Source organism: Haloarcula rubra (assembly GCF_019599465.1).
GTDB lineage: Archaea > Halobacteriota > Halobacteria > Halobacteriales > Haloarculaceae > Haloarcula > Haloarcula rubra.
The window spans coordinates 1-22532 of sequence record NZ_RKLR01000007.1 but is presented as its reverse complement, the minus strand read 5'-3'; the positions used below and the strand labels follow the sequence as shown (position 1 = coordinate 22532).

21 protein-coding genes are annotated in these 22532 nt (G+C 66.6%); 8 read left to right on the top strand and 13 right to left on the bottom strand.

Annotated features, from left to right (window positions below):
- Positions 1 to 15: 15 nt before the first annotated feature.
- The 4 genes from EGH21_RS15760 to msrA all read right to left on the bottom strand — a co-directional run bounded on the left by EGH21_RS15760 (position 16) and on the right by msrA (position 4375).
- Positions 16 to 1758 (bottom strand): BCCT family transporter, encoded by a 1743-nt coding sequence (locus EGH21_RS15760; protein WP_220619444.1) that lies wholly within the window; start codon positions 1756 to 1758, stop codon positions 16 to 18.
- 420 nt (positions 1759 to 2178) lie between these two features.
- Positions 2179 to 3033 (bottom strand): M14 family metallopeptidase, encoded by an 855-nt coding sequence (locus tag EGH21_RS15755; protein ID WP_220619443.1) that lies wholly within the window; start codon positions 3031 to 3033, stop codon positions 2179 to 2181.
- Between the two features lie 48 nt (positions 3034 to 3081).
- Positions 3082 to 3618, bottom strand: a complete 537-nt coding sequence (locus EGH21_RS15750; protein ID WP_220619442.1) for a cob(I)yrinic acid a,c-diamide adenosyltransferase — start codon at positions 3616 to 3618, stop codon at positions 3082 to 3084.
- An 88-nt stretch (positions 3619 to 3706) separates the two neighbouring features.
- Positions 3707 to 4375, bottom strand: a complete 669-nt coding sequence (gene msrA, locus EGH21_RS15745) for a peptide-methionine (S)-S-oxide reductase MsrA (protein WP_220619441.1) — start codon at positions 4373 to 4375, stop codon at positions 3707 to 3709.
- A gap of 103 nt (positions 4376 to 4478) precedes the next feature.
- Here msrA and EGH21_RS15740 point away from each other — a divergent pair, with 103 nt between their 5' ends.
- The 3 genes from EGH21_RS15740 (at position 4479) to EGH21_RS15730 (ending at position 5336) form a co-directional block, all read left to right on the top strand.
- Positions 4479 to 4649, top strand: a complete 171-nt coding sequence (locus EGH21_RS15740; RefSeq protein WP_220619440.1) for a DUF7838 family putative zinc beta-ribbon protein — start codon at positions 4479 to 4481, stop codon at positions 4647 to 4649.
- A 73-nt stretch (positions 4650 to 4722) separates the two neighbouring features.
- Entirely contained in the window at positions 4723 to 4929 is a 207-nt protein-coding gene (locus tag EGH21_RS15735) for a DUF7511 domain-containing protein (RefSeq protein WP_236035600.1), read from the top strand.
- A 38-nt stretch (positions 4930 to 4967) separates the two neighbouring features.
- Entirely contained in the window at positions 4968 to 5336 is a 369-nt protein-coding gene (locus tag EGH21_RS15730; RefSeq protein WP_220619439.1) for a response regulator, read from the top strand.
- On the opposite strand, the gene EGH21_RS15725 is transcribed toward EGH21_RS15730, so the two are convergent.
- From EGH21_RS15725 to gcvT, 5 genes are all read right to left on the bottom strand, one after another.
- Entirely contained in the window at positions 5333 to 9571 is a 4239-nt protein-coding gene (locus EGH21_RS15725) for a PAS domain S-box protein (RefSeq protein ID WP_220619438.1), read from the bottom strand. The two genes, EGH21_RS15730 and EGH21_RS15725, sit on opposite strands and share 4 nt — an antisense overlap.
- A 55-nt stretch (positions 9572 to 9626) precedes the next feature.
- Positions 9627 to 11051: an aminomethyl-transferring glycine dehydrogenase subunit GcvPB gene (gene gcvPB / locus EGH21_RS15720; RefSeq protein WP_220619437.1), complete on the bottom strand. Its 1425-nt coding sequence runs from the start codon at positions 11049 to 11051 to the stop codon at positions 9627 to 9629.
- Positions 11048 to 12391 (bottom strand): aminomethyl-transferring glycine dehydrogenase subunit GcvPA, encoded by a 1344-nt coding sequence (gene gcvPA / locus EGH21_RS15715; protein WP_220619436.1) that lies wholly within the window; start codon positions 12389 to 12391, stop codon positions 11048 to 11050. Before gcvPA ends, gcvPB begins: the two co-directional genes overlap by 4 nt.
- Before the next feature lie 118 nt (positions 12392 to 12509).
- Positions 12510 to 12893 carry a glycine cleavage system protein GcvH gene (gcvH, locus tag EGH21_RS15710; RefSeq protein ID WP_220619435.1) on the bottom strand — a complete coding sequence of 128 codons (384 nt, stop codon included), beginning with the start codon at positions 12891 to 12893 and terminating at the stop codon, positions 12510 to 12512.
- Positions 12893 to 13981, bottom strand: coding sequence for a glycine cleavage system aminomethyltransferase GcvT (gene gcvT, locus EGH21_RS15705; RefSeq protein WP_220619434.1), 1089 nt, complete (start codon positions 13979 to 13981; stop codon positions 12893 to 12895). Before gcvT ends, gcvH begins: the two co-directional genes overlap by 1 nt.
- 387 nt (positions 13982 to 14368) lie before the next feature.
- Between gcvT and EGH21_RS24440 the strand changes: the two genes are divergently transcribed.
- The 4 genes from EGH21_RS24440 to EGH21_RS15690 all read left to right on the top strand — a co-directional run bounded on the left by EGH21_RS24440 (position 14369) and on the right by EGH21_RS15690 (position 16301).
- Positions 14369 to 14491: a hypothetical protein gene (locus EGH21_RS24440; RefSeq protein ID WP_268899072.1), complete on the top strand. Its 123-nt coding sequence runs from the start codon at positions 14369 to 14371 to the stop codon at positions 14489 to 14491.
- An 80-nt stretch (positions 14492 to 14571) separates the two neighbouring features.
- Positions 14572 to 14847, top strand: coding sequence for a hypothetical protein (locus tag EGH21_RS15700; protein WP_220619433.1), 276 nt, complete (start codon positions 14572 to 14574; stop codon positions 14845 to 14847).
- 107 nt (positions 14848 to 14954) lie between these two features.
- Positions 14955 to 15419 (top strand): NYN domain-containing protein, encoded by a 465-nt coding sequence (locus tag EGH21_RS15695; RefSeq protein WP_220619432.1) that lies wholly within the window; start codon positions 14955 to 14957, stop codon positions 15417 to 15419.
- A 36-nt stretch (positions 15420 to 15455) separates the two neighbouring features.
- Positions 15456 to 16301: a TatD family hydrolase gene (locus tag EGH21_RS15690; RefSeq protein WP_220619431.1), complete on the top strand. Its 846-nt coding sequence runs from the start codon at positions 15456 to 15458 to the stop codon at positions 16299 to 16301.
- A gap of 31 nt (positions 16302 to 16332) precedes the next feature.
- Here EGH21_RS15690 and pstB read toward each other — a convergent pair whose 3' ends face one another.
- The 4 genes from pstB to EGH21_RS15670 all read right to left on the bottom strand — a co-directional run bounded on the left by pstB (position 16333) and on the right by EGH21_RS15670 (position 20983).
- Positions 16333 to 17211 (bottom strand): phosphate ABC transporter ATP-binding protein PstB, encoded by an 879-nt coding sequence (gene pstB / locus EGH21_RS15685; RefSeq protein ID WP_425433309.1) that lies wholly within the window; start codon positions 17209 to 17211, stop codon positions 16333 to 16335.
- Positions 17211 to 18863, bottom strand: a complete 1653-nt coding sequence (pstA, locus tag EGH21_RS24105; protein WP_236035599.1) for a phosphate ABC transporter permease PstA — start codon at positions 18861 to 18863, stop codon at positions 17211 to 17213. Before pstA ends, pstB begins: the two co-directional genes overlap by 1 nt.
- Positions 18864 to 19874: a phosphate ABC transporter permease subunit PstC gene (gene pstC / locus EGH21_RS15675; RefSeq protein WP_220619430.1), complete on the bottom strand. Its 1011-nt coding sequence runs from the start codon at positions 19872 to 19874 to the stop codon at positions 18864 to 18866.
- A gap of 92 nt (positions 19875 to 19966) precedes the next feature.
- A complete protein-coding gene (locus EGH21_RS15670) occupies positions 19967 to 20983 on the bottom strand; it encodes a phosphate ABC transporter substrate-binding protein PstS family protein (protein ID WP_220619429.1) in 1017 nt (338 codons plus the stop codon).
- 317 nt (positions 20984 to 21300) lie between these two features.
- Here EGH21_RS15670 and EGH21_RS15665 point away from each other — a divergent pair, with 317 nt between their 5' ends.
- The gene (locus EGH21_RS15665) at positions 21301 to 22299 is read left to right on the top strand and encodes a phosphate signaling complex PhoU family protein (protein ID WP_220619428.1); all 999 of its coding nucleotides are present in this window, start codon (positions 21301 to 21303) and stop codon (positions 22297 to 22299) included.
- The last annotated feature ends 233 nt before the right edge of the window (positions 22300 to 22532 follow it).

Genomic DNA, 22532 nt, shown 5'->3' with positions numbered 1-22532 from the left:
TCCGAAGCCGTACGGCTACCCGTCTACGGACGCCGAGTCGCCGCTGTCCCGGTGCTCGGTCGGTACGTCGTCCGCGGCGAGCGCCGCCGCGTCCCGCGCTTCGATTCGTTCGAGCCACTCGGCGAACTCCTCGGACTCCATGATCTCGTGTTCGCGGTCCAGCCCGAGATAGACCGTGTAGCACATCAGCAGGAGGACGACCGCGAAGGGGAGCCCGGTCGTGATGGAGGCGGTCTGGAGCGCGCCGAGCCCGCCGCCGACCAGTAGCACGGCCGCGATGACGCCTTCGATGACGGCCCAGAAGATACGCTGAGCGACCGGCGCGTCGTGCTTGCCACCCGAGGTCAGGTGGTCTATCACGAGCGACCCGGAGTCCGAAGACGTGACGAAGAACGTGACGACCAGCACGACGCCGAGCACCGACAGCAGCGCGGTCAGCGGGAAGAACGAGAACATCTCGAACAGCGCCGTCGCCACGTCGGCGTCGACCGCGTCGACCAGCGTCCCGGGCGTCTCCAGTTCGACGAACAGCGCCGACCCGCCGAAGACGGACATCCAGAAGAAGGAGAACAGCGACGGGAGCAGGAGGACGCTGAGCACGAACTCGCGGACGGTGCGCCCTTTCGAGATGCGCGCGATGAACATCCCGACGAACGGCGACCACGATATCCACCAGCCCCAGTAGAATATCGTCCACCCGCTCTGCCACGTCGTGCCGCCGGCGGTCTCGGTCCAGAACGCCAGTTCCGGGAGCACGCCGACGTACGTGCCGATGCTCGACACGAAGGTGCCGAGGAGGAACAGCGTCGGGCCGAGGACCAGCATCAGGGCCAGCAGCGCGACCATCAGGTAGAGGTTGAGTTCGCTGAGACGACGGACCCCGCCGTCCAGTCCCGCGGCGACCGAGAGCGTAGCGATGGCAGTGATGAACCCGATGAGGACGATCTGCACTCCAATCGTCTGCGGGACGGTCACCGGGAGAAACTGACGCGAGAGGACGTTCACGCCGGCATTTATCTGCTGGACGCCGATTCCGAGCGAGGTCGACAGGCCGAACAGCGTCGCCATGACCGAGAGGACGTCGATTACGTGGCCCGTCCACCCGTAGATACGGTCACCGAGGAGCGGCCAGAATATCGACCGGAAGGTCAGGGGCAGGCCGCGGTTGAACGAGAAGAACGCCAGTCCGAGGCCGACCAGCCCGTATATCGCCCATGGGTGGAGTCCCCAGTGGAAGTACGTGGTCGCCATCGCGGCCCCGCTGGCCGCGGCCGTCCCGCTCTCGACACCCTCGAAGAACGGTGGCACGGCCCCGTAGTGGAATATCGGTTCGGCGACGCTGAAGAACATGAGGCCGATGCCCATGCCGGCGCTGAACAGCATCGCCATCCACGCGAAGTCGCTGAACTCCGTCTCCGCCTCGACGCCGCCCAGACGGATGCTGCCGTACTTGCTGAACGCGAAGTAGAGAATGGCGACGATAAAGACGTTGACCGAGAGGATGTAGAACCACCCTGCTGTCGCCGAGATGGCCGTCTGAACCGCGTCGAAGACGGCCGCGGCCTGTGCCCTGAACGCCAGCGTGAGGCCGACGAAGCAGGCGATAACCAGACAGGAGAGCGGGAACACCTTCGGGTGGACGTCGACCCCCCACTTGCGGACGTTCGTGTCGCCGGCTTTCCGGTCGGTGTCCGGGTGGAACAACTCGACCTGGATGCCGTCCGATAACTCGCCCACGACGTCGTCGTCAGTGCTCATGGGCCTCGTCTCCACCGACGCACCGGTCAGGCGGGCGACGTTGCCCTGCGACCGACAGCCGGGGCCTCGGGCCCCCGCTCGGCCGTGCCGGGTCTGGTGACGTACCTGTCGAACGAGCCGCCGTCGACGGCCGCACAGTCGTGGCTTCGTACTTCATGGTGAACGTCACCACTCAGCACGATTAACGGTTCGCCTCACAGACACATCAAGACACCAACCACTCCTATTTATAAAATGCCAGTTTGGCATCCTTTATTCAGCAGATGCGAACGACTCGACGACGGTCGACGGGTGTGAGACGGCCCTCTATAACGATAGCCGGAGCACGCCGGCGCGTCGCTGTCCGCATCGGCACGGCCACCCCCGAGGTAGTCCGGGGCGTCGCCGTGCGGTCGTACGACAAGTGGTGCGCCGCGACCGTCAGTCCATCTCCCAGTACGTCCGCGCGTCCGAGAGCGTCTCGCCGGCGACGAACCCCTTGTAGCCGAAGATGTCCTGATAGCCACACTCGGACATCAGGATGGGGACGAACGGTTCGTCGGCGAGGACCTGTTCGCCGTCGATGGTCGCCCAGACGGTGCCTTCCGGGACCAGTTCGAAGTTCTCGGCTTCGAGGTCGTACAGTTCCTTGCACGCCGCGCCCGGTGGTGCGTCGTCTGGCTTCTCCACGACGTCGTCCAGTTCGTAGAACGTCGGGTCGCCCTCCGGGATAGCGCCCGGGAGCACGTCGTGAATCCGGAGGAACGTCTCGACGAGCATCGTCGCCGTGTCCGTCGCGTCCTCGGTCCGCTGTCGCCCCGCTTCGACCGTGACCACGGGGGCGAACTGGTTGAGCGTCCCGTCGACGTTCCGACTCGTGTCGACGACAGAGGGCGTCGGGAGCGCCGCCGCCGTCTCCAGCGCCGTCGGGTACTCGCGCGAGACCAGCGTCATCGGTTCCGGTTGCGAGTGCGTCGCGTGCAACGAGAGGGTGGGCGTGTCGCCGACGACGTCCAGCAGTTCGGCGGCGAGCCGCTGTTCCTGTGCTTCGCTGTCCGAGTCGCCCGGGAAGGCCCTGTTCATGTCCACGTCGACGTACCGGCGGTCCGCCGCCAGCGCCGGCGGGTTCGCGTAGACGAACTGCACCGGGCGCTCGAACTCGTGGCCCGCGTCAAGGACTCGCTGGATGGCGCGCACCCCGCTGGGTTCGTCGCCGTGTATCCCCGCGACGACCGTCACTTCGGGGTCGCCGTCCGGACCGCGTACCGTGACATCGGGCGAGACTGTGTCCGACATTCCTGCCTCGACGAAACGCCCCGACGCGGAAAAATGCAGAGATTGTCGTCAGTAGTCCGGGCTCTCCTCGCGGACGCCCTCGCGCTTGTTCACCAGTCGCGCGAGAGTGAACAGCGCGTCCGAGAGGCGGTTGAGGTAGACGATGGCCGTCTCGTTGACGCCGGCCTCCTCGGCGGCCAGCGAGACGGACCGGCGCTCGGCCCGGCGACAGACCGCCCGCGCGTGGTGGAGTTTCGCGCCGGGTTCGGACCCCGACGGGAGGATGAACGACTCCAGGGGGTCCAGTTCCTCGTCGGCCTCGTCGATGATGGCCTCTATCTCGTCGACGTGGGCCTCGGTTATCTGCGGGTCGTCCTCGTCGGGTTGTGGGTTCGCGAAGTCGGCCTGCACGATGTGGAGGTGGTTCTGTACCTCCCGGAGGTGGTCGTCTAAGTCGTCGTAGCCCGTCGGTCGGACGACCCCGACGAGGGCGTTCACCTCGTCGACGGTGCCGTAGGCCTCGATGCGGCGGGAGTCCTTCGAGACGCGGTCCATGGTCCGCAGGTCCGTCTGCCCTTGGTCGCCGCGGCCGGTGTAGATGGTCATACCGGAAGTGGGTCTGCCACGCTCTTATAGCCGTGGGCGAACCGTTCGGGCGCGCGGCGAGGCGTCCGGCGAGACCGCCCGGTCGGGGTCAGAGCCGTCGGCGGACCTCCGAGAGGGCCGCCGGGGTGAGGTCGAGTTCGGCGAGCAGGTCGCGCCGCTGGTCGTCGTCGCCGTGGCCGGCGACGAACCCGTTGAGGCGGGCGGCGACCGTCGACTCGACGAACGCCGGGCCGTAGACGTCTTCGAGTTCGTCGGCGACGACCGGCGTCGACCGGAGTTCGTACTTCTGGTGGTACGCCTCTGCCCCGTAGAACTCCGTCAGCGTCTCGATCGACGTCTGGACCGTCTTGCCGGTACGCTCTTCGAGCGCCGCCTTCGACGTTTCTGCGGCCTCTCGCTGGGCGTCGTCGTGGACGAGGACGACGCCGCGGTACTGGCGCTTGTGCGGCGCCGAGAACGGACTGTGGTTCGCCCAGAACACGTCCAGTAGGTCCTCGTAGGCGAGTTCCTCGGGGTCGTACTCGACCTGTACGACCTCCGTGTGGTCGCCGAGCGAGTAGTAACTCGGGTCTGGGTCGTTCCCGCCCGCGTACCCGACGCGCGTTCGGACGACCCCGGGCATGGCGCCGAAGCGGGCGTCCGGTCCCCAGAAACAGCCCATGCCGAACGTCGCCGTCTCTGTGGCCTCGGGCCGCGGCGCCGCGGCGTCTAGTGCCAGTGCGGTCGGTCGCGTCGATTCCCGGTCCGGTCGTCCCATACGGGCGGGACGGGCGCGAGCGGTTTGCGTCTTCGGGTGCCGGTGGGACCGCGAACCGGCCGAAACCGGGACCTTCAATTGGGGCCGTACAGAACCGTAGTGCATGAGCCTCGAACTGGAGCACTACTGTCCGGCGTGTGAGGAGTACCGCGACTTCTGGAAGGTCGCCAGCACGACGATGCACCTCGGGACGAAGGTCAAGTGGCACTGCCCCGAGTGTGACTATGGCTTCGTCCGCATCGACGGCGAAGTCGACACCGGACAGACCGCATAGACGGCTCAATAGCCGTATAGAGAGCTCTTAGCAGGCGTTTTATCCGTGATGGACGACCCGTCGGATAGAGCCAATGAGCCTCGACCCGGACTGGGTGACCGGTGACGCACGCGGTGGTCCCGACGACCTAGACGTCGAACTGTCCCTGACGGTCGTGCAGTACGCCGACGGGTCCGACCGATGTACGATGTACCCGCCCGGCCTCTCCGGCGTGCCACGGATGTCGACGTGGCTCACGGCCGACCGGTCGGCGTTCGTCCCGCTGGACGAGATGCAGTGACCGGGAGTTTTACCACCTCGGGCCGGAACTACTGTATGATGAGTCTGGAGGTCCTACTGGTCGACGAAGACCGTGACGTACTCGAGATCGTGGAGACGTTCCTCGGTCAGGAAGACGACCTCTCCGTGACGAGCGAGGCCGACCCCGAGACGGCTCTCGAGATGGCGCTGACCGGCGAGTACGACGCCGTCGTCAGCGACCTCAAGATGCCGCGACTCGACGGGTTGGAGCTGTGTGCGGCGATTCGCGAACAGGACGAGTCGCTCCCCTTCTTCCTGTTCAGCGCGCGGGAACCGGGGGACGTACAGCCAGCGGCCACGCAGGCCGGGGTGACCGCGTTCGTCCAGAAAGGGACCGGCACCGAGCAGTACAGCGCCCTCGCCGACCGCATCCGAGACGCCGTCTAGACGTCCGTCCGTGGGAGGTCGAGCGTGACCGACGTGCCACCCGTCGCCGACTCGCCGAACGTCACCGTTCCCCCGTAGGACTCCGTCACCCAGATGACCAGCCACAGGCCGAGGCCGCTGCCGTGACTCAACTGCGTGATCGGTTCGTCGCCAGTCACGACGTCCAGTTCGTGCTCGGGAATCCCCGGCCCGTCGTCGGCCACCGTCACCGAGACGCGGTCGGCGGTCACGTCGACGGCGACGGTGATGGCCGGGTCCGGCCCGGCGTACTCGAGACTGTTCTCCAGTAACTCGCCGACGACGCGCGTAAAGCGTCCGTCTGCGGCCGACGCCTCGACCGACGGGATGGTCGTCTCGATGTGCCCCCCGTACTCCGCCTCGTAGGTGTCGACCAGCGAGGCCACGGCGTCGGGGACATCCACCGGTTTCGTCCCGGCGTCGTCCCGGCGGACGGCACGCTCGATGTCGCGGGCCCGGTCGCTGACCGAGGCCACGTCGGCGGCCTTCCGCTGGAGTCGTTCGACCAGTGAGAGTCGCGTCTCGTCGTCGAGTCGCTCGGCCAACTCGTCTGCCAGCCCCATCACCACGGTGAGGTCGTTCCGGAGGTTGTGGCGTAGTACGCGGTTGAGCACTTCGAGTCTGCGCTCGCGCTCTTTCTGTTCGGTGATGTCCGTGTAGATGCCGAAGCCCCACATGCGGCCGTCGTCGCGCTGGTAGGGGATCCCCCGGTAGAGGAAGTCACGGAACCCGTGGTCGGTCCGGCGGCGTATCTCGGCCTGCACCGACTCGCCGGTCGCGTTGGCCTCCGCGAGACGGTCGGCCTCCAGCCGGGCGGCCTCGTCGGGCGGGACGATGAGGTCCGTCAGTTCCCGGTCGAGGACCGCCGCGTGGTCGAACCCGAACACCTCGGTGAACGCGGGGTTCACCGAGCGCACCGCCTGCCTGTCCCCTGTGAACTCCGTCTCGACGACGGCGTCCGGGAGGTTGTTGAACAGGTAGGAGAAGCGGTCACGCTCGTCGCGGAGTTCTTCCCGGGCCTGTTTGAGTTCGGTCAGGTCCCGGACCACCCCGACCGTCCCCCGGAACACGTCGTCGTCGATGAGCGACACCTCTATCTCGGCCGGGCGCTCGACGCCGTCGGCCGTGACCAGCGACGTCTCCAGTTGTATCGACCCGTCGTCGGTCTGCTGTCGGAGGTCACGGATGCCCTGTTCGAAGGCGGCCACGGAGTGGTCGTCCAGCACGGACCGTGGATGCTGCCCGAACATCTCCTCTCGGTCGAAGCCTAACCAGTCGGCGAGCGGTTCGGTGACGAGTTGGAAGGTCCCCTCCTCGTCTAGGACGTACACCATGTCACGGACGTTCTCGACGGCCGTCTCGTAGCGCAGGAGGTCCTCCTCACGTTCGACGCGGTCCAGCGCGGCGGCGGCGTTCGACGCGAGGATTTCGGCGACCGAGACGTCGGCGTCGTCGAAGTTGTTCGTCTCCGCGGCGGCGACGCTGAGCACGCCGTGGTCGCCGATGGGGACGTACATCGCCGCCTCGGCGTGGCGGTTGTCGTACTCGCCGACCTCGGCGAAATCGTCGACCCGGACGGTCTCGCCGCGCTGGAACGCCTCGCCGGGGAACGCCTCGTCGGCGTCGTACACCGGTCGCTCGGGCAGTGAACTGGACCCCACGACTGGCTGTAAGGTGTCCGTCTCCGGGTCGTGGAGTCTGACGAGATTGAGGTCGAACCCGAGTTGTGCCCGTGCGGCCTCGACGACCGTCTCGGCCACCGCCTCCGCGGTGTGAGCCTGCATCAGGGACCGCGTGGTTTCGAGGAGGCCCGAGAGCTTCGCGTCGCGTTCCTTCTGGTCGGTGATGTCGTGGAAGTACACCGAGAGCCCGTTCTCCGAGGGGTAGGCGTTGACCCGGAACCACCTCTCGACGGGCGGGTAGTACTCCTCGAAGGAGACCGGCGCTTGCGTCTCCATCGCCTCGTGGTAGGCCTCGTAGAACGTGGACCCGACGGTCTCGGGGAACATCTCCCAGAGGTTCTCGCCCATCACCGTCTCGGCGTCTCGCCCGAGGACCTCTTCGGCGCGGTGGTTCCAGTAGGTGAGTTCCCACGTGTCGTCGACGGCGAAGAAGGCCTCGCCGATGCGGTCCAGTATCTGCTGGATGCGCTGGCGTGCCTCGCGGAGTTCCCGTTCGCGTTCGACGCGGTCGGTGACGTCCCGGATGACGCCGGCGCTCCCCACGAACGCGTCGTCCTCGCCGTAGAGGAGCGTCATGTGGTCCTCGGCCGGGAACGAGGTCCCGTCGGCCCGCTGGATGTCGAGGTCGAAGGTGGCCTCGTCGTCGCGGTCACCGAACAGCATCTCCCGGATGACCGACTCCGCGCGCTCGACGCTCTCGTCGTTCTTGACCGCTCCCGTGTACGTACCCAACAACGCGTCTTCGTCGTAGCCCGTGAGGTCGGTCATCGCCCCGTTGACGAACTCGAAGTTGCCCTCGTCGTCGAGCGCGTAGACGCCGTCGTCCACGGCCTCGATGATGTCCTCGTAGCGTTCGAGTTCGTCCTCCCGCAGACGCCGTTCGAGTTCCCGACTGACCCACTCGACGAGGAGTTCGACGAACGTCCGCTGACCCTCGCTGAACGGTTCAGACCGTGGCTCCTCGTCGGCGAAACACAGCGTGCCGTACAGTTCGCCGTCGACGTGAATCCCACCGCCGAAGTAACAGGCGAACCCGCTCATCTCGTAGGCCGGTTCGCCGGCCCACCCCTCGGCTGGGGCGTCGAGGATGCTGAGCGTCTCGCCCGTCTCGACGATGCGCTTGCAGTACGTGTTCGCCAGTTCCGTCGTCAGACCGGCCTCTATCACGTCGCTGTCGCCGACGACCTGGACGACTTCGTAGTCCTCGTCGTCGATGCGGTTCATGTACCCCACCGGCATGTCCAGTCGCTCGGCGCCGAGTTCGAGCACCGCGTCGATTGTCTCGGCGTTGGTGAGGTCGTCGCGCGTCGCCAGTCGCGTCAGTTCCCGCAACGCCTCGTTGTTCGTCTGGAGTTCGCGCTCCCGTTTCTTCTGTTCGGAGATGTCGGTGGCGATGGCGACCAGTCGCGGGGCCTGTGCGTCGCGTTCCTCGACGACGCCGTCGGTGTGAATCCAGCGCGTCTCGCCGTCGACGAGCGTCCGGAACTCCGCCTCGTACTGCTCGCCGCGTTCTCGGGCGGCCTCGAAGGCGTCTTCAAGGGCCTCGCGGTCGTCCGGGTGGACGTACCGGTAGAAGTCCTCGACGGTCCCGCCGAACGCCTCCGGCGTCGTGTCGAACAGGGCCGCGGTCGCCTCGTCCCAGACGATGTCGCCAGTCCCGAGGTCCCACTCGTAGACGCCCGTGTCCGTGCCGTCCAGTGCGAGGTCGAGTCGTTGGTTGGTCTCCGCCAGTCGCTGTTCGCGCGCCTTGCGCTCGGAGATGTTCCGGATGACGCCCGTACAGTACCACTCGCCGCCGCGTTCGAAGTCGCCGAAGGAGACCGACACCGTCAGTTCCGTCCCGTCGGCGTCGACGAGTGGGAGTTCGAGGTAGTCCCAGTCCAGCGACTTCTCGCCGGTGTCCAGATACCGGGCGACCCCCGCCTCGTGGGCCGAGCGGAGGTGTTCGGGGATGAGCTTCACGAACGGTTCGCCGACCAGCTCCGAGCGGTCGTAGCCGGTCAGGTCCGAGAGGTACTCGTTGGCGTAGACGACGGTGCTGTCGGCGTCGATGGTGACGATGGCGTCCGAGACGCTCCCGGCGATGGCGTCGAACGACGCCGAGAGGTCGTTCGGCAACGACGGGGCGGCGGCGTCGGTGTCGTCCGTCTCTCTCTCGGGGCCGTCCCGTCCGGTCCGTACCGCCCGAATCCGCTCGACCGGGTCCGTCTCGCTCCGGGGGACGTACTCGGTGGCGCCGCGGCGCGTCGCCTCGGCGGCCACGCTGCCGTCTGGGTCGGGCGTACACAGCAACACCGGAACGTCGGGATGCCGGTCGGTGAGTGCGTCGAGAACGGCGAGGCCGTCGAGGCCAGCGCCGGGGACGTGTTCGCAGACGACGACGTCGGGGTCGACGGCGGCCGCGGTGTCGAGGGCTGCATCGCGAGACGTGACCGACGTCACCTCGGCGGCGGGGCCCGCCGAGAGCGAGAGCGAGGTGACACCGTCGGCCACAGTGGCGGGACGGACGTGCAAGACGACGAACTGCTCGGACATGCTGGTGGTTACATCGTAAGCGAGGGCCCTGCACTAATAAACTCGGCCCAGATTATCAGGTTTCAGAATCGAGCGCCTGCCACGAGAGTCGCGGGTTCCGCGCCGCCTCGACCTGGTCGATGCGTCCGGCGGCCGTCCGCTCGGGCGCCGACGCCAGCGTCTCGTCGTCCTCGTCGTGGACCGCCGAGAACGCCGCCGCCAGTTGGTCCAGCGAGCGCTTGCTCTCGGCCTCCGTCGGTTCGGTCATCAGCGCCTCGTCGACGATCTCCGGCCACTTCGTCGTCGGCGGGTGGACGCCGTGGTCGAGCATCCGCTTGGCGGCGTCGGCGGCGTCCTGCGGACTGGCGCTCGCGACGAACTCGTGGTGGAACGGGCCGAACGGTACCTCGTAGGGAATCTGCTCGGCGAGGTAGTTTGCGTTCAACACCGCCTTCGCGCTGGCGTCGGCCAGTCCCGCGTCGCCGAGTCGGGTGACGTAGGCGAACGTCTTCAGCAACACCGGCCAGTTGCCGTAGAAGCCGTGGACCTTGCCGATGGAGTGGTCGGGCGTGTAGTACTCGTAACCGCCCTTGCTGGACTGCACGTGTGGGTCCGGCAGGAACTGCGCTAGCTCGTCGGTGACGCCGACCGGGCCGGCACCCGGCCCGCCGCCGCCGTGGGGCGTCGCGAACGTCTTGTGGACGTTGTAGTGCATCACGTCGAACCCCATGTCGCCCGGTCGCGCGCGGCCGAGGAGGGCGTTGAGGTTCGCGCCGTCGTAGTACAGCAACCCGCCGGCGTCGTGGACGACGTCGGCAATCCGTTCGATGTCTCGCTCGAACAGACCCAGCGTGTTGGGGTTGGTGAGCATCAGCGCCGCCGTCTCCTCGCCGACGGCCGCCTCCAGTGCCTCGGGGTCGACCCGGCCGTCGTCGCCGCTGGGGAGTTCGACCACGTCGTACCCGGCCATCGCCGCCGTGGCGAAGTTCGTGCCGTGGGCGGAGTCGGGGATGACCACCTCCGAGCGCTCGTCGTCGTTGTGCTGGTGGTAGGCCTTCGCAATCTGGATGCCCGTGAACTCGCCGGCCGCGCCGGCGGGTGGCTGGAGCGTCACCGCGTCCATCCCGCCGATACGGCCCAGATAGTCCTGCAGGCGGTGACAGAGCGCGAGCGTCCCCTGCACGGTGCTGTCGGGACGGTCGGGATGGACCGCGGCCTCGGCCCGCCGCGAGACGTCCTCGGTGAACGACGGGTTGTACTTCATCGTACACGAACCGAGCGGGAACGGCCCGTTCTCGACGCCGTAGTTCATCTGCGAGAGGCGCGTGTAGTGCCGTGCCAGTTCCGGTTCGGCGGGGTCGGGCAGTTCCAGCGAGTCCCGCGTCAGGTCGTCGGGGAGCGGCGAGTCCTCGACCTCTACCTCGCGGTTGGCCTTCTCGGAGAGCAGCGGTTCGTAGCGCTCGTCTCCGTCGTCGGTCCAGCGGGCCTGGTCGTACTTCACGCCGCCACCTCCGCGACCGCCTCGACGAACGCCTCTTCCTCGGCGGCGGTCACCTCCGTCGTGCACACCTGAATCAGGTGTTCGTCGACGGCGTGGACGGCGTAGCCGCGCGCCGCGAGGTCCTCGACGACCGCCCGCGCTGGCTGGTCGGTGTGGGCGACGAACTCCCGGAAGTGGTGGCCGTCGTGGACCGGGGCCTGCAAGCCGACGACGTCGTCGAGTTCTGCCGCGAGGTCACGGGCGCGCGTCACGCACTCCTCGGCGAGGTCCACCAGTCCCTGCGGGCCCAGCCACGCCGCGTGCATCGCGGTGCGGAGCGCGACCCACGCCTGATTCGTACAGATGTTCGAGGTGGCCCGCTCCTTGCGGATGTGCTGTTCGCGGGTCTGGAGCGTGAGGGTGTAGGCGCGCCGGCCGTCGGCGTCGTCGCTGGCACCGACCAGACGCCCCGGGACCTGTCGCAGGTACTCCTCGCGAGTGACGAACATCCCGAGGCCGAACCCGTAGGCGGTACCGATACCCAGTGAGGCGGCGTCGCCGACCACCACGTCGGCGCCCACGTCGGCCGGGCGCTCTAGGAGAGACAGTGCGACCGGGTCCGACCCGAGACAGAACAGGGCGTCGTGGTCGTCGGTCACGTCGCCCACGTCGGCGAGACGCTCCGCGACGACGCCCCGAACGCTGGGCGTCTCGGCGTACACCATCGCCACGTCCTCGTCGGCCGTCTCCGCGAGTGCGTCGACGTCGGCCTGTCCGTCGGCCATCGGGTACGACTCGACGGAGAGGTCCGGGCCGTCGGCGTAGTTCTCCAGGACGGCGCGTTTCCCGTCCCGCAGGTGCTCGGGGACCAGAATCCGGTCGCCCGACACCGAACGGACTCGCTGGGAGAGCGTCGCCGCTTCGCCCAGAGCTGTCGCGGCGTCGTACATCGAGCAGTTGGCGACGCCCAGTCCCGTCAGTTCGACCAGCATCGACTGGTACTCGAAGAGGGCCTGCAGGAACCCCTGTGCGACTTCTGGCTGGTACTGCGTGTAGGAGGTCAGGAACTCCGACCGCTTCGACAGGTCGTCGACGACGCTCGGCACGTAGTGGTCGTAGTGGCCCCGCCCGAGAAACTCGGTCAGGTCGTCGTTGCGCCGGAGGAGGCGGACCGCCTCCCGGCGTGTCTCACGCTCGCCGTGGGCGTCGATGCCGAAGTCGCCGTCGAAGGCGACCGCGTCGGGCACGTCGAACAGCGCTTCGACGTCGTCGACGCCGATGGCGTCGAGCATCGCCGCCGTCTCGGCCGGCGTGTGCGGTGCGTACGGACTGCCAGTGGGGGATACGTCTCTCTCGCTCATAGGTCAGAACGCCCATCCGCACGGGTGGACATGATGAGTGATGCTAACAACTGGCTGTACATTAGCCTACTCCTTCCTTCGGTCCGCGCGAGAGACTCGCACGCGGGCGAACGCGGAGCTACGCTATCTGGTCGCGGTACGCGTCGGGCGAGAGGAGGGCGTCGAGTTCGTCCTCGTCGGCCAGTTCGAGTTCGACCATCCACCCCTCGCCGAAGGGGTCCTCGTTGACCAGTTCCGGGTCGTCGAACAGCGCCTCGTTGACGCCGGTCACGGTCCCCGAAACCGGGGCGTACACGTCCGAGACGGCCTTTATCGACTCGACGACGCCGAACTCGTCGCCGGCGGTCAGTTCCTCGCCTTCGTCGGGCAGTTCGACGAAGACTACGTCGCCCAGTTCGTCCTGCGCGAAGTCGGTGATACCGACACGCGCGGTGCCGTCGTCTACGCGCACCCACTCGTGGGACTCCAGATATCGCAGGTCCTCGGGAACGTCGAAGCTCATCAGTCGATGAATGGGGTGGCCCGGGTACGTGCCTTCTTCGGTTCGCCGCGGACGATGACCCGCACCGACGTGCCGGGGTCGCGGTACTCGGTCGGGAGGTACGCCAGCGCGATGGCGTCGCCGAGCGTCGGACTCATCGTCCCACTGGTCACGTGGCCGAGGGACTCGCCGTCGGGCGACGTGACCTCGTAGCCGTGGCGCGGAACCCCGCGGTCGACGAGTTCGACGCCGACCAGTTTCTCCGCGACGCCCTCGGCGTCCTGCTGTTCGAGCGCGTCACGGCCGACGAACTCGGTGCCGAGGTCGACCGTCCATCCGATGCCGGCCTCGTACGGGGTCCGCGGTTCGTCCTCGGGGTCGAAGTCCTGCCCGGAGAGGAGGAATCCCATCTCCAGACGGAGGGTGTCGCGCGCGCCGAGACCACAGGGCTGGCACTCTAACGCCGACCACACCGCCTCGGCCTCGTCCCACGGACAGAGAATCTCGAACCCGCGCTCGCCCGTGTAGCCCGTGCGCGCGACCAGCGAGTCGACGCCGGCGACGGCCCCGCGTTCGACGTCGAACCGGTCCATCCGGGTCAGCGAGAGGTCCGTCACCTCGGCCAGCAGGCCCGGTGCGTCCGGGCCCTGAAGCGCGACCATCGCGTATTCCGTCGTGCAGTTCGTCACCGTCGCGTCGAGGTCCCACGCCTCGCGGTGAGACGCCCACCGCTCGGCCATCTCCTCGTCGTGGCCCGCGTTGGGGACGAACAGGAACTCGTCGGCCTCGCCCTCGGGGAGGCGGTAGACGACGGTGTCGTCGAGCATGACGCCGTCGTCGTTCGTGATTGCGGCGTACTGTGCCTCGCCCGGGTCCAGCGCCGCCACGTCGTTGGTCGTCAACCGCTGGGTGAGGCGTTCGGCGTCGGGGCCGTCCACGGTTATCTCGCCCATGTGCGAGACGTCGAACTTCCCGACCGACGACCGGACGGCGGCGTGTTCCTCCCGAATCGACGCGAACTCGACCGGCATCTCCCACCCGCCGAAGTCGGTCATCTTGGCGCCCGCCGCCTCGTGGACTCCAGCGAGCGGGGGTGAGCGGAGTGTCATAGCCGGGAAATCGCCCCCAGCCACCTTACTACTTCGCCTCCGACGCCGTCGAATCACGCTCTCGACCCGACGTATAAATCGCATAGTGCGATATCAAATACCCGCGCTATCCGAAAACCACGGCTCCGTCTGGACCGCCGACAGCGACTTGCTCGTCCCCGTGGCGGAGACGCGGCCGCAGCCCGGCCACGAACCGGAACCACGCTCCGGCCGACCGTCGAACGGTCTGCCGATAGGTTCGTGTGTCTCGTTCGTTCTCTTCGACCGCGCGATAGACAGGTCGGGGGGACGGCCTCGTCGAGGGGGGAGGTGCCGTCGACGAGTTCGTCGCGGCGACGCCACGGGAGCACGTCGTCGCCGGCGCCTCACCGACGTGACCGAACGCGAATGGTGGCCGACGCCGTCGACTGTCTCGGCGCGTTCTACGCGGCCGCCGTCGGAGGGGCGCGGACCGCTGTTGTCTTCGAGGCCGGCCCGAACCAGTTCGCCGCACTCGCCGGCGACCTGTAGTCGGCCGTCGTGACCAGCGCGGCCGGCGTCGAGAGGGGACCGTCGAGCAGTCGTACTGGTTCGGGAAGTCCCGCGCGCGCGTGACGGTCGAATCGTTCGGCGGCGACCGCCTACTCGGGGCACCCGGCCGAGGCGTCGACGACCTGCGTCCCGGGGCCACGCTGTTCGTCACCTGTCCGGGCCCCCTCGCGCCGCCGTTCGATTCCCTCGACGCCGGCGAAGACAACTCGGTGTTTCGGGCAGGACCTACTGGGCGAGTGTGCCAAGCGCGGACCGGCACCTCCGCCACCGAGGTCACCCGTGAGCGTGCCACCGTATCGGTCTCCGAGAGCGTTCGGACCCGGTCGAACCCATAGCTATCGCGGCCCGGGACGGATTCGGTATAGCGATATGCTGTTTACGCTCGTTCGGGGCCGGACGACCGAAACGCCACACATAAGCCCAGTGGCGGGCGAGAAGCGCCATGAACCTGTTCCGTCGCCTCGTCGGCGAGGATGCCGACGACCGGACACGCGTCGGGTTGTACGTCGACGGCCCGAACGTGTTGCGCTCGGAGTTCGACGTCGACCTGGACGAGGTCAGGACCATCGCGGAATCGTACGGGCCACTCACCACGACCAGACTCTACCTCGACGAGAACGCCTCGCCGGGACTGATTCAGGCCGGCGAGGCCCGCGGTTTCGAGGTGGTCACGACCAGCGGCGACGTCGACGTGCGACTGGCCGTCGACGCGACGGAGGCCGTCGCGGCCGACCGCATCGACGTACTGGTGGTCGCCTCGCGTGACACGGACTTCAAGCCGGCACTCGAGGTGGCCGCCCGGAACGACGTCCGAACCGTCGCGCTGGCGCCCGGCGAACACGGGAAGTCGGACGCCCTGCAGAACGCGGCACAGGACTCGCTGTCGCTGGAAGCCGACGTCGAATAGCCAACCCCTTTTTGCGCGGGGACCGGACCCCGAGACATGGATATCGAGGCAACGCCGGTGCTCGACAACCACATGCATCTGGACCCGGTGCAGGGCCGGAACGTCAAGGCCGTCGAGGAGTTCGCCGAACAGGGCGGCACCCACCTGCTCGTCCTCAACAAGCCGTCGTGGCACCTCGTCGAGGCGGCCACCGGCGAGGACACCTTCCGCGAGGCGTTCGACCTGACCGTCGGCGCCGTCGAGTCGGCGACCGAGGTACTGCCCGGCCGAGCGTGGCCGGTGCTGGGCGTCCACCCGGCGCTCGTCTCGAAGTTGGTCGACGACGGCTACACACCAGAGGAAGCCCGCGACATCATGCAGGCCGGGCTCGACGTGGCCGCGGAGTACGTCAGGGACGGCCCGGCGCTGGCCATCAAGTCGGGGCGACCCCACTACGACGTCGACGACGACGTCTGGGACGCTTCGAACGCCGTGATGTGTCACGCCTTCGAACTGGCCGCCGACGGGGACTTCGCGGTGCAGTTGCACACGGAGGGCGGCGAAGACTTCGAGCAGGTGGCCGAGTGGGCCGAGGAGCGCGGCCTCGACCGCCGGCAGGTCGTCAAGCACTACTCCGGCGGCCGACTGCAGGGCCCGACGAAGTCCGTCCTCGCGGACAAGGACGAACTGGAGATAGCCATCGAAGAAGACGACCCGTTCCTCATGGAGACGGACTACATCGACGACCCGGACCGACCCGGCGCGGTACTCGGGCCGAAGACGGTCCCACGGCGCGTCCGCTGGCTGTTAGAAGAGGGCCACGAGGACGCGGTGCGGACCGCACACGTCGAGACGCCGCGTGCGGTGTACGGTATCGACACCGAGGCGACGCTGGCAGAGTGACGACGAGCGAAGGAGTGCGACTGCGGCGACGTTACCCGAACTTGCCGGTGATGTAGTCCTCGACGCGCTGGCTGTCGGGGTTCTCGAATATCTTGTCCGTGTCGTCGAACTCGACGAGTTCCCCGCCGGTGAGGAAGACGGCCGTCTTGTCGGAGATTCGGGCCGCCTGTTGCATGTTGTGGGTGACGATGACGACGGTGTACTCCTCGGAGAGTTCCTCGATGAGGTCCTCGATTTGGGAGGTGGCGATGGGGTCCAGCGCCGACGCCGGTTCGTCCATCAGGACGACTTCGGGGTCGACGGCGATGGCCCGGGCGATACAGAGTCGCTGTTGCTGGCCACCGGAGAGGTCCAGCGCCGACTCGTCGAGGCGGTCCTTGACCTCGTCCCAGAGTGCGGCCTTCTTCAGGGACTCCTCGATGACCGCGTCCATGTCGTCGGTCTTGTCCTGCGTGCGCAGGCCGTAGGCGACGTTGTCGTAGATGCTCTTCGGGAAGGGGTTGGGGTGCTGGAACACCATCCCGATGCGGCGGCGGAGCGCCACCGGGTCGACGTCGTCGTCGTAGACGTTCTTGCCCTTGAAGGAGAGTTCGCCCTCGACCCGGGCGATGTCGATGAGGTCGTTCATGCGGTTGATACACCGCAGGAACGTCGACTTCCCGCACCCGGACGGACCTATCATCGCGGTCACCTGGTTCTCTGGAATCTCGAGGTCGATGTGCTGGAGCGCCTGCGTCTCGCCGTAGAACACGTCCAGGTCACGCGAGTGGATGATGGTCTTCCCCGACGTGACGCCGCCGCGGTCGGCGTTCTCGTCCAATCCGCCCTTGCCGGGGTCGGTGCTGATGAGCGAGTCCTCGTCTGCCTCGTCCTGTGCCTCGGTCTCTGTCGCCATGTCCTCTGTCGTCATTAGTGTGCCTCCTGTTGGTATTTGTTCCGCACGAGAATCGCCACGCTGTTCATCGTCAGCAGGACGATGAGCAGTGTGACGACCCCGGCCGCGACGACGCCGTAGCGGAAGTCGGGCGAGGGCTGGAACGCCCACGCGTATATCTGCATCGGCATCGCGGTGAGTTTGCTGAACAGTCCGGACGGCGGCGAGAACTTCGTCGTCGCCGCACCGATCATGATGAGCGGTGCCGTCTCGCCGATAGCCCGGCCCAGCGCCAGAATCGTCCCCGTCAGGATGCCCGGTAGGGACCGGGGCAGGACGACGTTCCGAATCGTCTGCCACCGGGTCGCACCCATGCCGTAGGACGCCTGCCGGAGCGAGTCGGGCACGGACCGGATGGCTTCCTGTGCAGAGATGACGACGATAGGGAGGATGAGCAGGGAGAGCGTCAGCGACGCGGTGAACACCGTCCCGACGCCGAACCCGGCGTAGGTAATCGGTCCGAGTTGGGCGTTGATGTTGACGAAGATACCCAGTCCGAGCAGTCCGTACACGACGGACGGGACGCCGGCGAGGTTGGAGATGTTGACGTTGACGAGTCGTGTAATCGTCCCGAGCGGCCCGGTGGCCGGTGCGTACTCTTCGAGGTAGATAGCGGTGCCGACGCCGAAGACGAACGTGAACACGCTGACGAGGACGATGAGGAACACCGACCCGATGATGGCCGGGTACAGTCCCGCTTCGGCGGCGTTGGATATCGACGGCCCGCTCGTGACGTACTGCCAGTCGAGCCACGGAGAGGGCTCCGTCGCGCCGACGACGCCGACGACGAACTCGCCCAGCAGGAAGCCGAGGATAGCGATAGCCGGGAACGCGAAGGCGGCCCACCGCTCGCGTCGCTGCGCGGTGTTGACGACGGTGAAGCCGACTGGCAACCCGAACATCACGAGACCGATGAGCCACACCGACCGGGCTATCTGTGGGACCATGTCGACGACCGGCACGCCGACGATAGCCAGCACCGGGAGGCCGACGCCGATGCCGATGCTCTGTCGCTTCGAGAGTTCCAGTCGGTCGTGCGCGAGGAAGGCGGCCATCCCCGCGCCCGGCAGGACCAGCGACAGGAAGTAGATGCCCGGTGCGCCGAGCATCGCACCGAGCGAACTGAACGTGCCGAGACCCAGCGTGCCGACGACGGGGCCGACGACGACGGCGGCGAGGATACCCAGTCCGACCCACGTCGCCTCGCGGTTGTACTGACCGTAGACGTACATGCCGATGGCCGGACCGACGACGGTCAGGAAGTAGGCGAACCAGACCGGTGGGCTGGCGATGACGGAGAGGACGATGACCGTCGCGACGGTGAGCATCACGCCGCCCAACGTGAGGCTGAACAGTTCGAACGCGCCGGCGACGACGTCGGGTCTCGTCCGTGCGTACGCGAAGAACGCGAGGAGCGGCACCAGTAGCGTCACGGTGTAGGAGAGGTACCACGTCGTCCCCGCCGACTCCAGCCCGAAGGCGTCCCAGAACACGTACGCGAGCAGGACCCCCAGCGCGAGGATACCGACGATAGACGCGGCGAACGAGGTGTACTTGAACGCGATGCCCTTGAGTCGGCTGACTTCGCCGAACTCTGTCGTCTCCTGTGTCGGTGTCTGTGTCGCCATTTACTCGTACTCCTCCCGGTATCGGCTCGCCACGACGTCGCTCACGACGTTCATCGCCAGCGTGATGACGAACAGCGTGAGGCCGATGGCGAACAGCGACTTGTAGGCGGTCGACCCCCCCGAGATGTCCCCGCTCGCGATGTCGATCATCGCGACGGTCATCGTCGCCGAACTCTCGGTGTACAGTCCGAGGAGGTCACCCGGCGCGACGTACGGGATGCCGAAGGCCGACTGGACCGTAGGGATGTCCGGTGGCTGTGAGCCAGCGGCCAGCACCACGGCCATCGTCTCGCCGATGGCCCGAGAGATGGCGAGGATGAACGACGACGCGATGCCCGAGACGGCGGCCGGGACGACGATGCGGAGCGAGACGTTGAACTTCGTCGCCCCGAGGCCGTAGCCGGCCTGTCGCAGCGAGTCCGGCACGGAGCTCATCGCGTCCTCGCTGATAGAGGAGACCATCGGGATGATCATGATACCGACGACGATGGAGGCAGAGAGCCCGTTGAACAGACCGAGATTGGGCAGTCCGAGCCCCAGCGTCGAGTTCAGCCAGTCGAGGGCGACGTTGAGCGCGGGCGTGATGTAGACGATAGCGAAGTAGCCGTAGACGACGGTCGGGACGCCGGCGAGCACTTCCAGCATCGGCTTGAGAATCGAGCGGGTCCGCTGGGTCGCGTACTCGCTGAGGTAGATGGCCGTCAGTAGGCCGACGGGGAGCGCGATGACGGCCGCCCCGATAGTGATGAGGAGCGTCCCGAGGATGAGCGGGAGGACGCCGAAACTCCGGGGCTGGAGGTTCGGACTGAACCGCGTCCCGCCGAGGAACTCCGCGATGGGAACGACCGAGAAGAAGTCGGCCGCGTCGAGAACCAGCACCGCGATGATGCTGACGGTCGTCAGGACGGACAACACGGCACACCCGGCAAGGGCGTATCTGTACGTCGACTCCCGGACCGTCCTGAACCCCCGGTCCCCTGTGAGGTCCGGAGTCTGTCCCTCGTTGCTCATCGTGGTCGTTGAGTCATATACCGTATCTCGGGAAAAAGTACCCGGATTGTATCTATAGGGCTATCGTGTCTCAATATCGGGATACGTAGTCGTTACTGGGCCTCGTCGATGACCTCGTTCAGCGCGTCGAGTTCCTCCTGCATGGCCTCCTCCGTCTTCGGAACGTAGCCGATTTCGTCGGCGATGAGCGAGGAGTTGGCGCTCTGCTCGACGTAGTAGCGGGCGAACTCTGCGATGTGTTCCTCGGCGAGGGCGCTCTTCCGGGGGTAGGTGAACAGCGGGCGGGAGAGCGGCTTGTACTCGCCAGCTTTGGCGGTTTCGAGCGACGGTTTGACACAGCCGCTGCCGTTGTCGATGCCCAGCGCCTTCACCGCGCTCTTGTTGCCCTGATAGTACGCGAAGCCGAAGTAGCCGATGCCGTACTGGTCGCTCTGGACACCCTGAAGGATGAGGTTGTCCTGCTCGGTCGCCTCGTAGTTGCTCGTGTGGTTGGCCTCCTCGCCGAGGATGGCCTCCTTGAAGTAGTCGAACGTCCCGGAGGTGTCGGCGGCGCCGAAGCGGCTGATGGGCTCGTCGGGCCACTCGCTCTTGACGTCGGACCAGTTCGAGGCGCCGTCGGCGCGCCAGATCTGTCGGAGTTGTTCGGGGGTCATGCAGTCGACCCAGTCGTTCTCGTCGTTGACGATGACCGTCAGCGCGTCCGTGGCGACGTTGACTTCGTGGTACTCGATGTCGTTGTCGCTACAGAGCTGTTTCTCCTCTTCGGTGATGGGACGAGACGCGTTGTTGAAGTCCGAGTTGCCGACACAGAAGTGGTTGCTGAACCCACCGCCGGACCCGGTCGAACTCACGCTGATGTCGATGCCGGAGTGTTCCTGCTGGAACCGGTTCGCGACGGCCGTCGCGACGGGGTAGACCGTACTGCTCCCGGTGATGTTTATCTCCCCGGAGAGTCCGCTCGAACCGCTATCACCGCTGGAACCGCCGCCGTCGCCGGAGCCCCCACTAGACGGGCCTTCGGTACACCCTGCGAGGGCGAGTGCTCCGACGGCACCGGTACTTGCCAGAAAACTACGACGCGAGACGCCGCGGTTCGGTGAGTCTGTCATCATCGGGACGGAGACCAGTGATAAATAAGTACTCTACTATGACGTGTATAGTTGGCTACGTTGTCTATATAGCAAAAAGTTGAGAACGTGTGTCAGGGGAACCGATATGATACGGATATTAGCCCCTCATCGGCCGAAACGGCGACAGAGGAGGGTTTCTCGAAAACCCGACGGACCCCCGCGCCACGGTGACCGACGACGTACTCAGCTGGGCTGTCAGCCTATTTGGAGGTGTTTCGGCACTGCAAAGACAGATAAATCATCGAATATATAGATAGGGCGGGATTTATGTCACGGGGGGACTGATACGGACGTACATGGAGACCCGTAAGGTGCAGGTGACCGGTGGTTCGACGTACACCGTCTCGCTTCCGAAAGACTGGGCCACGGAGAACGACGTGAGCGCCGGCAGCGTCGTCGAGTTCCACGCCGAGGAGGACCTGTTGTTGCTCGCACCGAAGCGCGACGACGACAGAGTCGAGGGGACCCTCGACGTGGGTGGGTTGGACAACAAGCACGAACTCACGCGCGCGGTGATGACGATGTACGTCAGCGGGTTCGACGTCATCCGTCTCGAAGCACCTCGCATCACCGCCGAGCAACGCCGCATCATCCGCGACGCCACACAGGGGCTGGTGGGGTTAGAGGTCATCGAGGAGACATCGGACCGCGTCGTGTTGCAGGACCTGCTCGACTCCTCGGAACTGTCCGTCCACAACGCCATCACGCGCATGCGACTCGTCTCGCTGACGATGCTCTCGGACGCCGTCGAGGCGCTCATAGAGGACGACGACGACCTCGCTCAGGACGTGATGCAACGCGACGACGACGTCGACCGCCTCTGGTACATGGTCTCACGGGTGTTCCGGACGGTCCTCCGGAACCCGACGGCGGCCAACGAAATCGGGTTCCCCCGCGAGACGGTGTTCGACTACCAGTCCAGCGCCCGTCAACTGGAGCGCATCGCCGACCACGCGACGAAGATCGCCGGGCTGTCACAGGAGATAGGCGAGATAACCGGCGAAACCGCCGACTTGCTCCGGCAACTGGAGGAGGAGGCCACGGCCGTCTCGGAGACGGCGATGGACGCTCTCCTCGCGGAGGACTCCGACGACGCCGTCGAACTGGCGAACGAGGCCCGGAGCCAGATTCCCGGCGTCGACGAGACGGCACGCGAAGTCGATAGCGACGTCCGCGAACTCGACCCGCAGAGTGCGCAGATTCTCGGCCGCGTCGTCGACTCGCTCTCCCGGACGGCCGACTACGGCGGCAACATCGCCGAGAGCGCACTCCAGAAGGCCGCACCGCGCCCCTAGTCGGAACGCCGTTCCAGCGACGACGCCGCTTTGTCACTCGTCCTCGGGTATCGCCTCTCGGCGGCGGCCCTGCACCAACCGCCGTCACCGACCGTCGCAGCAGTGACTATAGCAATCGTTAGAACTTTCCGCCCGTAGTACGTTGAGTAGTATAATGGATCATCTTGACGAGATATCCGTCAAGGAACTTCAAGACGCTCTCGACAACGTGGACGGAAACAAGCCGACACAAC

Excerpts from the sequence above, each read along its gene's own strand:
- EGH21_RS15760 (WP_220619444.1), bottom strand. The coding sequence starts at position 1,758 with ATGAGCACTGACGACGACGTCGTGGGCGAGTTATCGGACGGCATCCAG.
- EGH21_RS15755 (WP_220619443.1), bottom strand. The coding sequence starts at position 3,033 with ATGTCGGACACAGTCTCGCCCGATGTCACGGTACGCGGTCCGGACGGC.
- EGH21_RS15750 (WP_220619442.1), bottom strand. The coding sequence starts at position 3,618 with ATGACCATCTACACCGGCCGCGGCGACCAAGGGCAGACGGACCTGCGG.
- msrA (WP_220619441.1), bottom strand. The coding sequence starts at position 4,375 with ATGGGACGACCGGACCGGGAATCGACGCGACCGACCGCACTGGCACTA.
- EGH21_RS15740 (WP_220619440.1), top strand. The coding sequence starts at position 4,479 with ATGAGCCTCGAACTGGAGCACTACTGTCCGGCGTGTGAGGAGTACCGC.
- EGH21_RS15735 (WP_236035600.1), top strand. The coding sequence starts at position 4,723 with ATGAGCCTCGACCCGGACTGGGTGACCGGTGACGCACGCGGTGGTCCC.
- EGH21_RS15730 (WP_220619439.1), top strand. The coding sequence starts at position 4,968 with ATGAGTCTGGAGGTCCTACTGGTCGACGAAGACCGTGACGTACTCGAG.
- EGH21_RS15725 (WP_220619438.1), bottom strand. The coding sequence starts at position 9,571 with ATGTCCGAGCAGTTCGTCGTCTTGCACGTCCGTCCCGCCACTGTGGCC.
- gcvPA (WP_220619436.1), bottom strand. The coding sequence starts at position 12,391 with ATGAGCGAGAGAGACGTATCCCCCACTGGCAGTCCGTACGCACCGCAC.
- gcvH (WP_220619435.1), bottom strand. The coding sequence starts at position 12,893 with ATGAGCTTCGACGTTCCCGAGGACCTGCGATATCTGGAGTCCCACGAG.
- gcvT (WP_220619434.1), bottom strand. The coding sequence starts at position 13,981 with ATGACACTCCGCTCACCCCCGCTCGCTGGAGTCCACGAGGCGGCGGGC.
- EGH21_RS24440 (WP_268899072.1), top strand. The coding sequence starts at position 14,369 with ATGGTGGCCGACGCCGTCGACTGTCTCGGCGCGTTCTACGCGGCCGCC.
- EGH21_RS15695 (WP_220619432.1), top strand. The coding sequence starts at position 14,955 with ATGAACCTGTTCCGTCGCCTCGTCGGCGAGGATGCCGACGACCGGACA.
- EGH21_RS15690 (WP_220619431.1), top strand. The coding sequence starts at position 15,456 with ATGGATATCGAGGCAACGCCGGTGCTCGACAACCACATGCATCTGGAC.
- pstB (WP_425433309.1), bottom strand. The coding sequence starts at position 17,211 with ATGACGACAGAGGACATGGCGACAGAGACCGAGGCACAGGACGAGGCA.
- pstA (WP_236035599.1), bottom strand. The coding sequence starts at position 18,863 with ATGGCGACACAGACACCGACACAGGAGACGACAGAGTTCGGCGAAGTC.
- pstC (WP_220619430.1), bottom strand. The coding sequence starts at position 19,874 with ATGAGCAACGAGGGACAGACTCCGGACCTCACAGGGGACCGGGGGTTC.
- EGH21_RS15670 (WP_220619429.1), bottom strand. The coding sequence starts at position 20,983 with ATGACAGACTCACCGAACCGCGGCGTCTCGCGTCGTAGTTTTCTGGCA.
- EGH21_RS15665 (WP_220619428.1), top strand. The coding sequence starts at position 21,301 with ATGGAGACCCGTAAGGTGCAGGTGACCGGTGGTTCGACGTACACCGTC.